Raw genomic sequence first — 15144 nt, 5'->3', positions numbered from 1 at the left:
ACATATCCGTTCAAATATGTAGTAGCTTCAGATAGATAGTTAAAGGCATCTAACACTTTGTTTTAGCGTGTCGCGTGCATGCTTTCTGCAATACCTAGTCCATTACGCAACGCGAACTGAAGAAGGTCATTGTGGTTGTTCAAATCGAGTAATCCAAGCATTCTGTACTTATGTGACTCTATAGTTCGAGGGCTTAGGTGGAGCTGTTCCGCACATTCTTTCGCACTTAGGCCTTGGGCAATGAGTGCCAAAACCTTGGTCTGTTTTTTCGTCAGCAATAACAGTTTGTCACTGTCGTCTTCTAAACGGTTCTCAGTTTGTTTCAGTGTTCTTGCTAAGGTCGAATGTTGCCAGTAACAAAGCCAAATTTCACAGACCAACTTCAGGCGTTTAATATCTTCTAGATCGAAGTTGGTATCAGTGTCATGGAAGTTGGTGAAAGATAGTGCTCCCCAACGTTGATTAAAGAGCTGTAGAGGTATGATGCAGTGCCATCGGCCGCCTTCTTTATACAGTTGCTTTAATACGTAATTTTGAGTGTTCTTGAGCTCGTCTTTCGAGAATGCGAGATAAGTTTCGTTGGTCTTTAGCAACTTCAAATAATCAAGATAGTTGCCACCAATGAGGCTCTGTTTATTGACTGGTGGGATGTGTTTTTTGGATACGGAGAATGTTTTGCCATCTTCGACCAAAACCATTGAATTTGGGTAAAGTGTCAAACGATCAATGCCAAACCAATCAAGCACGTCAAAGCTCGCTTCTGACCAAGTGGCTTGAAAACACTTAGGATCACTATTGATGAGGGTCGAGGATTGCTTCATCAATAACTGTTCAAAACTTAGGTTAGTAGCAGACACATCTTTCCTTTAGCAATATATTCATCAGATTAATATCCCGAAGACTATGCGTTCGTAAAGCACAGTGCAAGATAAGATGTTTACATTTTCGAGTGGTTCTAGTTTTCGTTTTTTTATAACTCTTTAATCTAAATGTTAGGATGATAAGCGGTAGATCTACTGCATTAATTAAACGGTGTTTTTTAATAAAATCGGGCATTTATACAACCGAGTAAACACTGTGATAAGTTTAAGGGCGTTACTGAGTATTTCAGTCTCGATACTGACTTTTTTTCATCCTACTGCAAGCGCGAACCCATCCCCAATGTTTGTGTATGCGCAGTCACCTATTCATTCAAATGTGCTTTCAACACAACTTCGTTCTGCTCAGCCCAAAAGGGTGGGGACTATTGAGTTCAAGTCCTCTTATACCCAAGCCAGTATATGGGCACACACTAGCGCGTATTCGCTCGACTATTATCAAAACCAGTCAAATATTGCGATTGAGTGGCAAGCATCTCCAATTTGGAAAACCGAGCTGGATTACCGAGTTGTGACTGCAAAAGATAATGGTTTAGACCGCTTTGTGATGGGTTTTCACGATCTGTTTGGTATTGGACAAAATGGCCGTGATGAAGTGGCTGAAGATCAGTTCACCATGGATTTTAATCATGCAGGGGTTCATGTGTCTGATTTTGAGGGTGATGATTTAACCAATGCGCTGACTTTTTACAATGAGCTTCTGTTGCATTCTAGAGGGTCGATGTCGCTCTCTGCTGGTGGCTCTTTATTTTACAACAACGTAAAAAGTGGCCAGTTTGCCAGAACTAGCTTCGAACAAGGCGTCCAACTTAACTACAGCTTTATCACTTTAAGGCATAACTTTTTTTCAACGGTAGGTTTGGTTCACCGTAACGGTGATGACTACTTAGTTAGTTTAGAGGGTTTCAGCGCAAGTTGGGCATTAGGGTATGAGTATATGTTTAATGCTCGGCACAGTTTGTTAGTTGAGTCTTTAAATTATCAAGGGTGGGCAACGGATGAACCAGATTTCTCAGAACCTTCCAATGAAGTGGTTGTGGGTTATCGATATCGTTTTAATCAACTCGCCATTGAAGCTTTAATGATCGAAAACATCCGTAATATGGACAACAGCACCGACATTGGTTTTACGCTCGGCTTGCGCTTCTCTATATAAAAGCCATATCAACATATCATTATGTAATTTAATTCACCAAACCTATAAAATTTTCAGTAATTTTACGGTATATCAATATACGAAATTTTTGAACAATAGCACCACTCCAAAAGGCCGGATTAACAAGGCCAAATCAATATAGACAGGTAGTGGTTATCATGAAAAAGACATTAGTAGCACTTGCGATTGCGAGCATCTCAAGTTCAGCTTTTGCTGTAAACACAAGCAGCCAGAACAGCCAAAACGAAGACATGTTTGCATTCGATTCAATGCACAAAGATCAATTCTCAGTATCAGGCTCTTTCGGTGTTGGTGGTTACTACGACACGGGTTCTAAAGCGTTCTACGATGACTGGGCAACGGGTCTTACTCTTGCCGTAAACTACCGTAACAACCGTATTGTTGGTTACTTCGAAACTGACATGATGGTGAACTACACGACAGACAATAATGTTCCAGCGAATGACGCAGCAACTTCTGGTTGGACAAACGGTATCGATACTGGCCCTGCAACAGATGTAGATAAAGCGTGGCTTGGTTTTGACACTGGTTTCGGTATCGCTTCATTCGGTTGGGAAAACGATACAGCACTAGATAAAGTTGATGGCGCAGGTGACAACACTTACGAGTTTGGCGCTTCTGCTGGTGATGCTTCTGACGGCTTTAACGTTGTTAAATTCCAAGGTGCAACAAGCGGCATTGCTTACGGTATCTCTTACTTCGAAACGAAAGACTCTCGCAACGATGAAGGCTTCGACAAAGGTGTGAACGGTTACATCGGTCTAGAGCAAGAAGTGTTCAACCTATACGCTGGTTACGAAAACCGTGATTACGAAGCTGATTATGAAGTTTACACGGTAACAGGTAACTTGAAAGTCGGCGCTCTTAAGTTAGGTGTGAACTCTTGGATTGAAGAGAGTGACTCTGTTAAGAACACAGGTTACTACGTTTCAGGTGGCTACACAGTTTCTGAAGACCTAACAATCGCAGCGGGTTACGCATCAAGCAACAACGAACTTGACGGCCAAGCGGATGTAGACGCGTCTTACATCAACATCGCTGCAATGTACCGTATCTCTGATAACGCTGACATGGGTATCGATATCAAGCAAGATCTAGACGGTTACCGTATAGGCGAAACTAGCGCGCAATACGACGAAGAAACACACGTATTCGCAGCAGCTTATTACTACTTCTAAGAGCTTTGAATTTGATTGCTATGGTGTAATCGCTTGCCCGGTCGTTACGCCATATTCTCTTCTTTATGCAGTTTAAGCATCCACAGATCGACATGTGGTATGCCACTCAAGTGTTATGAGTGGAATTATTATTTGGAGAAATGTAATGGTTAAGAACATTACTGCCAAGGGTGTTATTTACGGAAATGATACCCTGTTTACATGTAAACCGAATCGAAACGGACTATTTGAATTGGCACGTAAACATGGAAGAGTTGCAGGTACTCGCCCACAAGATCTCAAGAACAAGGTTTATGCTGAATCTCTTGATGAGGCTTGGAAATTACTCAAAACAGAGAAGTTTTATATTGTTTTGACGGGGCAGGTATTTGGCATTCATCGAAAATCACTAAGAAGCGCTGATTCTGTTGATGTTGAGTTTAATACTGAAACTCGCTCGGCATGTGTCACGATATAGATCCAAAGCTGAATAAAAAGGACGATAGTTTATCGTCCTTTTTTCGTTTAAGTTTTTGTTCAACCTTGCTTACAGAGGCTCAAACACAATCTATCGACTGTTATTGTCGACTGTTATTGTCGACTATTATTATCGACTATTATTATCGACTATTGTTATCGGCCGTATTGTCCAACGATAAATTGCTCAAACTCATCACACATCTTGCTGTTTGATTCATCATTATTCGCCAACTCTGTCGCCCCATCCACGATCGATATCTTTGCATTCAAATCGGCGACTGGCGCCCGTTCTCTTGTCGACAGCTGTTTAATCTTTTGCTCTTCAATAGCCCAAGCTTTTTGCGGTGATAAGTTACACTCGTCAGCGAGATATTTGGCATTAAAACCTTCCCCAGTCAGGCTTTCGATTGTACCGTTATGGTTCACGCTATTGCCTTTATGCCAATAGTGTTTCGCCAACAAAGGCCCGATCTCTGGGTTATCTGTTAAGTAACCAAACTTGTCGGTGAAATAAGCACGTGTTTGATACACCGCCATGTGAGCCAATAGATAACCTTGGTATGAGCAAGATGCTTCATCAGACAATAAGTGAGGGATCGCCATCAGTGGACGAGGGCTGCAAGCCAATTCAAGAATTGCCTTTTCACTGCTACGAGCAAGTGTCGTGATTTTTTCCGGCGTGAGGTCTTCATCAGCTAATTCGTACAGCGCTCGCTCGAAATATGGAACCACAAGAATACTGCGTTCTTGATAAGCTCGGAAGGGCTGTTTGTTGTCGATGATGGCTTTAATTAGATCATCTGGCACAGGTTGCCCGTCCGCATTTAGAGCGTACTGTTTTAGCCAATCAGCGTCATTTAACAAGCTGTCGCAGAACATGGATTGTGTTTCAGCATAAGCCATCGAAGTCGGTGCGAATTCTTGAGAGAAACAAGGTGCATTCATTTTTACGTTAGCAAAATGCGCGGCGTGACCACCTTCGTGAAATAGCGTGTTAATCCCATCATAGCCACTGCCTATTTGATCAGGCTTAGCGTTGCTCGTGAAATTAACTTGAGCCGCAACCCAAGCATCTTGGTCATAGAAAGAAGGGATAGGGCCATGACAGAAACCGTTAGGGTATTTTCCTTTGCGATCAAGTAAATCCAATTTCAACGTCGCTTGAGAGTATTCAATGTTTAGGCGACCAAAAGACTCTATCCAGCGTCTTAATGATTTTGAGAAGGGAACATATGGGTCAAGGTCATTCATAACATCACCAGCGAAAGAGTAGGTGAAGTTATGGGCTTCGAGTGCACTTTTGCCTTTCCGCGCAGCTAAGTTCGCTAGGCTTTGTTGATGGCTGTCACGCGTACGTGCGTCGAAGTCGTCCAGGATCGTAAACAGTTGCTCTGTTGTCATCTGTTCAGTTTTAACTACTGAGTAATCAAAAAAGGTGTTGAAACCCAGTGACTGAGCAAATTGGTTACGTTTTTTGATCAGTTCAATGAAACCATTCACCAATAGCCACTGTTCTAAATCGAGTAATGTTTGGTGTGCAGAAAGTCTTACTTTTTCATTACTATTGCTTCTAACTGTAGAGCCCAGAACGGGCAACGAGCCTTCTGTGTCTTCACCTGCCTCATTGACGTAAGTCATTACGTGATTTTGTTTTTTCTCAAACAGCTCTGCTTCGAATTTGATGAGGTCGGCTTTCAGTTTTTGAGATTGTTGAGATTCGATCGCGTGAGGTTTAAAGGTTGCTAACCAGCCATTTAGTCCAGTCAATGTGCTCTCTTTTTCTTCCGCGTCTTGAATTTCGTCAATGACAGAAATGTGCTTTTCGATAGTGGTTATCTGTTCAGCCGCGCTAAGAAATTCGGTCCACTGAGTTTGCGCTTGTGTTGACCCATTATGGTCGTCACTTATCCCCATGTAAGTATCCCAAAAGAAGTCTTCTTTGGCTTTATGAGTTGCAAGATACTTTTGATTTAATTCGTTGAGATAGTTCGTAGCAGTCATGATATTCCTTGAAAATAACGCTTGAATTTCAAGATTATGACACATTCATAAGGTGTATTGTGTGACAAAACATATAACTGAATGCAAGTCACAGCATATCGGTTTACTTTACAGCGTATCAGTGATAATTAATTAACTGTTAAAGATTTGTTTTTTGCTAGTATTAATAAGAGATTGTTTGCTGATTTTTCTCCCCTTTTATTGAGTAAATTGATGTTCTCAATGTCAGCGTTTTTGTAAGGAAGAGGTTTAGGATGGATCCTATTTTATATATCGAAGTTGGTGGCGTTGTTTGGCAGGTGCTTGCAGATGGTACTTGGCTTCAAGTGCCCGCATCACAACCCAAAGTTGAAGGTGTGCAAGTTGTGAGTATTGAGCCTCAGAACTTGGATCAGACTCAACCTCTCACTGAGCCGCAAATAGCCGCTGTTGAACAACAGTTGGAAGAGGTGGTGACTCAACTCGTCAACAACATCGAAAGTGCTCCTCAGCAACAGAACTCTGCCAACGATCAGCCTAGCTCTAGCGCTTCTTTTATTGCTTATGTCCGCTCCACATTAGACGAAACACTCGCAGACGCGGGCTTTGATACTCGTCCCACAGAATATGAAGAAGAAGACACCAATTCAAACGATGGCAACCTAGATGCGCTGCTACCTAGCGCAATATTAACCGTCGATATTTTGGATGGTGGTGACGGTTACGAAAACCAGTTCGAAGTGCCAGGTGTCACGATTACGGGCACGGCTGTGGATGTTCGAGACGGGCGTACTGTTGTTCTGACCATCACCGATGTTAATGGCAACACAGTCACCACTTCCGCAATCACAAATGACGAAGCTTATGTCGTCGACGGCGTCGATCTTTCTTCTCTCGCGGAAGGTGACCTTAAGGTTGACGCGATCATTGCAGATGACTTTGGAAATAGCATTACCGCTAACGATTCCACAATCAAAGACACCCTAGCCACAATCGATGTCGATTTTGATGGCTTTGGTGACGAATTTTACAACCAATTTGAAATTTCCAACGGAGTGCTAGTCGGTACTGTTGCCAATGTCGAAGATGGCCAGACGATAAGCATTTCTATTACCGACAGCCAAGGTCTCACACAAGAATACACAACCACCGTTTCAGGCGGCACGTGGACACTAGTTTCTCAAGATTATTCTAGCTTTGCCGAAGGTGATCTCACTGTCGTTGCTAGTACCGTCGATATTGCAGGAAACCCTACAACAGCGACCGATACCATCGTTAAGGACACGCTTGCGAGTATTACAGCAAGTGTTGATGATGGCGGGGATGGTGTTCTCAACAGTTTCGAAATCCAATCTGCCAAATTCTTTGGTACCGTGCAAAATGTTGAGGATGGTCAAACGGTCAATATCCGTATTTCAGACAGCACCACCAATGTTATCGTTCTGACGGCAACGGTAGTCAATGGTACTTGGTCTGTGGAAGGCGTCGATTTAACGAGCTTTGCTGATGGCAGTATTACCATCGAGGCTGAAACTATTGATATCGCAGGTAACCCAGCGACCGCAGTCAATAGTTCAGGGGTAATTGTTATTGATACCGTTTCGCCTGTTATTGATATTGATACGTTAGATGGCTTTAGTATTTTGGCGTTTCGTAGTGGCCAACTTACAACCATGCAGGGTACAACCAATGTTGCAGAAGGACTGCCAGTTTACATTGAAGTAAGCGACGGGGCTCAGACTCTAGTCTTTGAAGGTGTTGTTGATTCTGCGGGTAACTGGCTGGTGGAGAATATTGATATTTCTGCCCTAGATTCGTCTGCTGAATGGACGATTGACGCAAAAGTTTTCAATACCGTCGGCAACGAAGCCATCGATGACATGCCGACGATTATTCTTCCTGAGTCTGTGGTGTTTTCGGAAAACGTCATCGGTATTTTTGGCGATGAAACACAAACATCAGATATTCGCATCGATTTTGCAGACTTCTCGTTTGGTGATGATCAAAGTCTAGCTGAGTCATTAACCTCTCAAGGCCTATCCATCACCATAGCGGTATCGGCTGACAAACAAAGCCTTGTTGGAACACGAAGCGATGGCGAAACTGTATTCGATGCTGCTATATCTGGCAGCAACGTAAATATCAACTTCTATAAGGCGATTGACCAAGAAGCAGGATTAGATTCAATTCAGACTGCACTGGTTATTGAAGGTTTACAAACTGACGCGGACAACACCACAGAGTTAGTAATTGGCCATCTACCTATTGTAATCAAAGATTCGGAGCCGTTAATTTTCGATGAGTCTTATGATGTGATAGAAGGTGAGGTCACGTCAGGAAATGTATTGAATAATGATATCGACCTTGATACACAGCTGACAATAAAAAGTGTTGAAGTTGATGGAACGACACAAACAATATCCGGTAGTGCGCCAGTTTCTTTTACTCTTGATGAAGGTGTTTTAACCGTTTTTGCAAATGGTCACTGGACGTTTGTCGCCAACAGAAACTTAGATCACACCGTAGCTCAAAACATTAGTTTCAACTATGTCGCCGGCGATAGCAGTAACGACTTCGGAAATGGCACTGCGGTTATCGATATTTTCGATGGTGATGCCGGGCAGATACTTGATGGAAATGCGACGACGACAGAAACGGATGTTGCGGACGGCGTACAAACCGTAATTGGCCAATTTACCGTTTTAGGTGAATCTGACAACCCAGACCCAGACTCATTGGTTTTCAATAGCGGCACCTTAAATCAACTTGATGCCTTGAACCTCACAACCAGTGAAATCCTGTTTCCGTTGTCCTACACCTTATCTGCTGACGGAAAGGTTATTACCGCTCAAGTCGGTGGTGAAACGATCTTTACGTTGACGTTAGCTGGATCTTCAAGCGGTGATGATGTATTGGCTAATGTGACGCTTGTGTTGAACAAGCCACTTAATCACGAATTGTTTAAAGACTCTTTTACTTTGCCAATGATCATTGAAGGTAATGATCTTGATGGTACGCCATTAGGTGAGGGTCGGTTTGAATGGATCGTAAAAGATGGTGCTGACCCGGAATTGGTGAGTGTTAGTGATGCCGCCGTCGATGAATCTAACCTTACAAGTGGAATTACATCGAGCACGGGTGTTTTCAGTGTCAATCTTGGTAGTGACTATGAGGGAGCACTGTACTTTTCCGCAGCTGATCAACCGTTATTGTTTAGTGGCGGCGTCCAAATCGTTTATACAGTTTCGCCGGGTGGTGAACTGCTGACAGGTTACGTCGGCTCTGTTAGTGCTGAAAACATTGCTTTTACGCTTAGTTTCCCACCGACAGATAATCAAGTTGATTCTGATGTGACGTATACCTTTACTCTCAATAAAGGTTTAGATCAAAGCTCATCCACCGATCAAATCCCTTTCGTCGTTACTGCAAGAGATGATGACAACGATGAAACCAAATTAAGCTTGAATGTGTCAGTGACAGATGGCGGTGAGCCGACGATTGGTTCAGGAACAGTTGAGCTCAGTGAAATTCCTGTCGCTGATAGCACTCCTTCGGGAATAGGTTCAACAGCGAATGTGACTTTGGCTGTTACTGCGGGTAATGACCCTCTAGTTTTCTTGGGGTTGGATGTGGCGACTGGCCAAGCTGTTCTCGACAGCGATGGTATAGCGGTAACCAGCAATAGTGAAGCGTTGACTTGGCGTGATAACGGTAATGGAACTTTTGATGCTGTCCTTAGTAATGGCGATGCTGTCTTCAAAATCAAGTTACCAGATGATTTTAGCCTTGAAGCGAATGGCTCAACAAACGTAAATGTTGTTATTGAGTTATATCAGTCCATTGATCATGGGTCTGGTTTAAAAGACACCGAACTGACAATACCAGCTTCTATCGTCACGATTGACTCAGATGGCTCTCGAGATACGCAAGAATCCGACATCAAAATATACGACGGTAAGGACCCTGCATTCTCAATTGTAGGTAGTATATCTGTCGATGAGGACGGCCTCATTGGTGACAATGAACAAGCTGGTACTGAAGAACCGAGTCCATCGATATCAATTATCCAAGGCTCAGATGATATAGCATCAGTGTCAATTAATACCGCTGCTTTTGATGCGCTTGGCTATAGCAGTGGTGGGCGAGCCATATCTTTGCAAGAAGTGAATGCCGATGGTTGGTATTACGCTCAAGATTCGTCGGGTAACGATATCTTCCGAATTCGTTTTAACAACGATGGCACTACAGAGTTCAATCTTTATGCGCCGCTCGATCATGCAACGGGTGATGGTGAAAACAACCTAGCTGTGAATTTTGAATTGGTTGTCACTGATGTCGATGGAGATAGCTCTGATCCTGCTATCTATTCAGTCAACGTTACGGATGCGGTTCCTACTTCTCGAAGCGGTTCTATTGAAATGGTTGAGGGCGATGATCTCAATGGACAGTTCTTAACGGAAGAGTTTGCAGGGGCAGATGGTGCCGAAATCATTAGCTTCACCTATCGAAATGTCACGTATACCTTTGATGATGTCGGTACTCCTATCGCGATCAATCTTATCAACGACTATGATAGTGGATCTACTTATGGTCAGTTTACTCTTTCACCAGATGGTAGTTACCAACTAACCACGAATCCAAACGTATCGACAGATCCTACTAACCCTAAAATAATCGATGATATTGACTATTTGGTACGAGATGCAGATGGTGATGAAGTAATAAGTAACGCTGAGCTTGTGTTAGATGATAACGAAGGTTTTATTCGTTATGAAGATTCAGAAACTACAGAAGACAACGATGCGATTATCGTCGTGAGTGTGGCAACCGGAGATGTAGACCAAAGCGAAACCGTTACTGCTATTGAGTTCTCTGAAGCTTCTTTGCAAGGCGGTAGCTTGTATTTAGATGGCGTATTGCTTCAAGTGGTTGATGGCAAGGTGATGCTTTCAGGTAATCAGTTAAAGGCGATTGACAGTCAGTTTACCGGCCCGAATGGTCAGTTAACTTATCGACCTGCACTCCATGAATCGAATACGACCTCAACGGTTATTTTAGCGATCAACGCCATCATTAGTACTGACACGGTTCCAAAAGAGCTGACCGCTGATGTCTCGGTCTCCGTTTTACCCGTGGCAGATGCCCCAGATTGGTCAGATTCTGTGTTTACCTACCAATCCGTAGAAGATGACGCAGACCCAATTAAATTAGATATCACCGCTCAGTTGGTTGACCAAGACACATCTGAAGAATTGTCTTACACCATTAGTGGCATTCCAGATGGGCTGAATATCACCTTGAACGGTAACGTGGTTAAAGAGGGCAAAGAGTACACCCAAGCTCAAATCGATAAGATGGAAATTAGAGCCGATGAAAACCTTGCGGGTCGATTCGAGTTTGAGATCACTGCGATTGCAACTGAAGCGGGGAATAGCTTTGCTGATCCTAACGATAAAACTGCCGAGATTATTCATACTGTTACGGTAGATATTTCACCTGATGCGGACACTCCCATTTTATCTGTCAAAGATTATAAAGGTCTTGAAGATGAAAGTATTACCCTAGAGAAAGTAATCAGTGGCTCGCTGACTGATGAGTCTGAATCCTTAAATTATCAAATTGAAGTACAAGACGGTTGGTCAATTCAAGGCGGGTTATTTGACCTACTTGGCCCCAACACATATCTGGTGTCCGCTGAAGCGATTGAGAACGGTACTGCTTATCTAATACCAAAAGAAGACATCAGTTCATTTACGGAAGACCTATATATTAAGGTAACTGCCGTTTCTTATGAATCGACAATTGACTCGTTAGACCCTGTTAATGTGACCGCACTTAGCGACACTAAAACCATCAATATTTTCCTTAAAGGTGTGGTGGATGAGCCTAACGTCGTGGACGGAGGTAATGCACACTGGGAATATGATAGCGACACTAAAGTCATCAGCAACCAATCTGTTCTCAATGAAGATGGTCTGATTCGACTTGATTTTGTGGTTCAAACTTCTGATGACGACGTTTCAGAAGAGATCAATATACTTCTGACCAATATTCCTGACGGCACCTTGCTAGTGGATTCGTTGGGTGAGCCAGTGTCGCTGACGATCGCGTATGTTGATGATGTGACAGGGCCTGTATTCCAAGTCTCTAACGCTCAACTGAATGACCTATACCTCAAGCCTGTTACTGATTTCAGTGGCGAGTTAGAGCTAACTGTTATTGCTATTTCAACAGAGCCTGATGGTGATTCGGGTGAGTTCCCGATGACGTTGAAAGTAGAGTTAGCGCCCGTTGTTGATCAAGAAGATGGTCAAACAGTCAGCACTCAAGGTATTGAAGACAGCCAAATTGGATTGAACCTAGAGCCATCAGTGAATCAAGATGTTGATGGAAGTGAGTCTTTAACGGGTTATGTGATTGACAGTCTTCCTGCTGATCTGACTCTTTATTTTGATGGTAGTGTTATTGATGTGCCGGTTTCCGGGTTAGATTTAGAAAGTTTATTAGACTCTACGACGCCAACACTGTCCGAGCTTTTAAGTAGCGGAAGACTGTCCGTCACCGCTACTGAAGATTTGAGCGGTACATTTTCGATCCCAATTACCTATGAAGTTACCGACACTTCACCGACAGGCGCGACTGATGTAAAGGATATTTCAGGATCAATCAGTGTCACTGTAGATGCAAGGGTCGAGTCAGATACTCGTTTGGAGAGTTCTGGTCAGCTATACATTAGTGATGACGGTTCTCCAGTCAACGTGTCGGATGCGGTTACTTTTGTTGACGCAGATATGGATGGCTCAGAGTACTTAGATTATATCTTGATCGATGTGCCTGATGGCTATTCGCTGATTATCGATCACCCCAACGGAGCCGCTCAAGATGTTTCAGGAAACTGGATTATCTCCGCCAATGGCCTGACGAGTGACTCTATTCAAGAGTTGGCGCAAGAAATTTTGAGCGGTATGACGATCGCCAGCCCAAGCGATACACCTGTTTTAGATATTGTGGTGCGTGCTCGTGTTATCGATGGAGAAGATTCAAAGTATATAGATACTTCATTCCAAATTCAGATCACTGGCCATGACGGCGGTGGCGGTACTTGTGATCCTGTAGGTCCACCAAGCCCGATTCAACCGGATGGTGAGATTAAGACACCAGAAGGGGAAGATATCGATCTTACGGGCTTGCTCAATACCAATGTAGCCAGTGACCCAGACAATACGATCTCTTTCTATATTCCTGCCGATTCTCTTCCTGAGGGCGTCGAGATTTCTGGTGATGGCGTTATTGCTGAATATGACGCATCTGGCGAAGTAGTCGGTTACTCGATTACTGCCGATGGTCTCTCGAAACTGACGTTAACTGGATTGGATGAGGATTTCGCTGGATGTATTGATTTCACGATAGAGACGATTGAAACCTCACCGTGTAACGGCGACACCGTAACAACACAACAGACGATTAGCATTCAGGTGTTACCAGTCGTGGATGACATTACCGTGGCTACAGATTCGACAACAATCCAAGAAGATATCGCGACAGACCTTAATCTCGAACTCGTTCTTGGCGATAGCGTTGAAGATGGTCAGTTAATCACGGGCGAAGGCAATAGCGCTACTGGTAAAGAAACCGTTAACTCTCTGACGATTACGGTATCAAATGGTGGCATGCTATCGGAGAGCCCTGCTGATACTGGCTTGTTGGTTGATAACGGCAATGGTACTTGGACTGTAACCGATCCTAGCCGCTTGAGTGATGTGTTGGTAACACCACCTGAGCATTACAGTGGCGAAATCACCTTAACAGTAACCGCCAATATTACCGATGAAGCGGATTGTGTGACTGAAACGGATACGCAAGATAAAACGACCGTGGTGACGATCACCGTTGAACCTGTTGCTGATGCGGCAAACTTGGTGACAGAGGATATAGTAGGTGACGAAGATAACTACATTTCATTGTCATCGCTGAGCGCGGAGCTGATTGACCAAGATGGCTCTGAAAATATGTCCTTGGCATTGAAAGGCGTACCTGAAGGTGCGGTTGTTGCGATAAAGGTGGGCGACAGCTACCAATTAGTTCCTAACAATGGCGTCGATGGCGGGACCTTTGATGGTAACCCTACTTATGAGTGGCAACTGGATCCAAGCCAGCTTGCTAACTTAGTTATTTTGCCTCCGCGAGACTTTAGTGGTGATATTAATCTGTCTCTAGAAGCCATTACTCAAGAAATTGGCACTACTGATATTCGTTATACTGCATCCGAATTTACCGTGGGTGTGAATCCTATTGGTGATAAAGTTGAGTTCTTCGATTTACCTGAACAGCTCACTGGAAGTGAAGATGATGGAATTGCTATCCCACTTGATGCCAATAGTTTTGAAACCAACAGCGATGAATTCTTATCAATTACCGTAACGGTTAATGCAACTTCGGATCCGTCAGGGTTAGTCGGATTAGACCGAATTCGAATTGGCTCTGAAACCAGCTCGTTTATCCGTGTTGGCGATATCGCGCAGGCGACGATTCTCGTTAAAGCAAGCTCAGTTGATGAGCTAGAATTCTTTGCTGGTGATGCGTTTGGTAATCTCGACATTACGATTACCGGCCGAACGGTTGATCAAAATACCGTACTTGGCGAGTTAGTGGTCGACACGGGTGACCCAAGCTCACAAGACATGACGCTTATCATTACACCAGAACCGGATGCGCCTTTACTAAGCGTTGAATACTCTTCGATTGTGGCTGAAGCAAGTGGCACGATTCCTCTTGGTTTAGACCTTTCCCTTGTAAACCCTGCCGATTCAGAAGTGGGCTTCATTACTATTTATGATATTCCCGCAGGTTTGACGTTCTCACACGGCTCTATGGTTGATGGTCAATATGTGGTGGATTTAGCAGATGTACCTAATTTAGCAATTACTGGCGGTTATGATGGCGTTGACCCATTTGAACTCACCATCGAGCCTTCTGCTGAGATAGGCAACAACCAAGCGGTAGGGTTGCCTCAAACGGTATCGGTTGAATTTGTTGCTGACGGCGACTCTACCATTACCGCGACAGACGATAACGATTTGCTGATTGGTGGTACAGGATCTGACAATTTTGTGTTTGAATCATCAGGTTTGGGCAGCGCTGAGGTACCAAGCTACGATGTGATTCAAGATTTTGATACGTCTCCAGACACTGATGCGATTGACCTGACGAGTATTCTAGGTAGCTTGGATCTTAGTACTGGAGTACAAGCTCGCAATTACTTAGACCTTGAGGAGTCGGGCGAAGGCGTAACCATTTCTATCAAGCCTAATGGTGACGAAGATGTTCAACAAAACATCTTGTTGGCTGATGTCACGTACGACGATTTGTATCAAGGTGATAGCAGCAGTGCATTAGAAGCACAAATTTTACAAAAAATGATAGATGACAACAACTTAACGCTGTAAGTTAGATGTACGGTCTATAAAAGGAA

The 15144-nt window shown here is 43.6% G+C and carries 6 protein-coding genes; 4 read left to right on the top strand and 2 right to left on the bottom strand.

Going from position 1 to position 15144, the window contains the following annotated elements; genetic code table 11:
* Positions 1-62: 62 nt before the first annotated feature.
* Entirely contained in the window at positions 63-857 is a 795-nt protein-coding gene (locus tag QWZ07_RS03405) for a response regulator transcription factor (protein WP_192852780.1), read from the bottom strand.
* A gap of 259 nt (positions 858-1116) precedes the next feature.
* On the opposite strand from QWZ07_RS03405, the gene QWZ07_RS03400 reads away from it, so the two are divergent.
* From QWZ07_RS03400 to QWZ07_RS03390, 3 genes are all read left to right on the top strand, one after another.
* The gene (locus QWZ07_RS03400; protein WP_261891637.1) at positions 1117-2034 is read left to right on the top strand and encodes a DUF3187 family protein; all 918 of its coding nucleotides are present in this window, start codon (positions 1117-1119) and stop codon (positions 2032-2034) included.
* Between the two features lie 158 nt (positions 2035-2192).
* Positions 2193-3233, top strand: a complete 1041-nt coding sequence (locus tag QWZ07_RS03395; protein WP_029223301.1) for a porin family protein — start codon at positions 2193-2195, stop codon at positions 3231-3233.
* A 145-nt stretch (positions 3234-3378) separates the two neighbouring features.
* Complete coding sequence (locus QWZ07_RS03390; protein WP_102299897.1) at positions 3379-3690, top strand: hypothetical protein; 312 nt, start codon at positions 3379-3381, stop codon at positions 3688-3690.
* A gap of 155 nt (positions 3691-3845) precedes the next feature.
* Here the strand turns inward: QWZ07_RS03390 and QWZ07_RS03385 are convergent, their stop codons facing one another.
* Positions 3846-5693 (bottom strand): M3 family metallopeptidase, encoded by a 1848-nt coding sequence (locus tag QWZ07_RS03385; RefSeq protein WP_192852781.1) that lies wholly within the window; start codon positions 5691-5693, stop codon positions 3846-3848.
* A gap of 254 nt (positions 5694-5947) precedes the next feature.
* Here QWZ07_RS03385 and QWZ07_RS03380 point away from each other — a divergent pair, with 254 nt between their 5' ends.
* Positions 5948-15118, top strand: coding sequence for a T1SS-143 repeat domain-containing protein (locus QWZ07_RS03380; RefSeq protein ID WP_192852782.1), 9171 nt, complete (start codon positions 5948-5950; stop codon positions 15116-15118).
* Positions 15119-15144: the final 26 nt, after the last annotated feature.

This window comes from Vibrio lentus (assembly GCF_030409755.1).
In the GTDB taxonomy this organism is placed as follows: Bacteria; Pseudomonadota; Gammaproteobacteria; order Enterobacterales; family Vibrionaceae; genus Vibrio; species Vibrio lentus.
The sequence above is the reverse complement of the archived record's forward strand: the minus strand, read 5'-3'. Positions and strand labels throughout refer to the sequence as shown.

Excerpts from the sequence above, each read along its gene's own strand:
- QWZ07_RS03395 (WP_029223301.1), top strand. The coding sequence starts at position 2,193 with ATGAAAAAGACATTAGTAGCACTTGCGATTGCGAGCATCTCAAGTTCA.
- QWZ07_RS03390 (WP_102299897.1), top strand. The coding sequence starts at position 3,379 with ATGGTTAAGAACATTACTGCCAAGGGTGTTATTTACGGAAATGATACC.
- QWZ07_RS03385 (WP_192852781.1), bottom strand. The coding sequence starts at position 5,693 with ATGACTGCTACGAACTATCTCAACGAATTAAATCAAAAGTATCTTGCA.
- QWZ07_RS03380 (WP_192852782.1), top strand. The coding sequence starts at position 5,948 with ATGGATCCTATTTTATATATCGAAGTTGGTGGCGTTGTTTGGCAGGTG.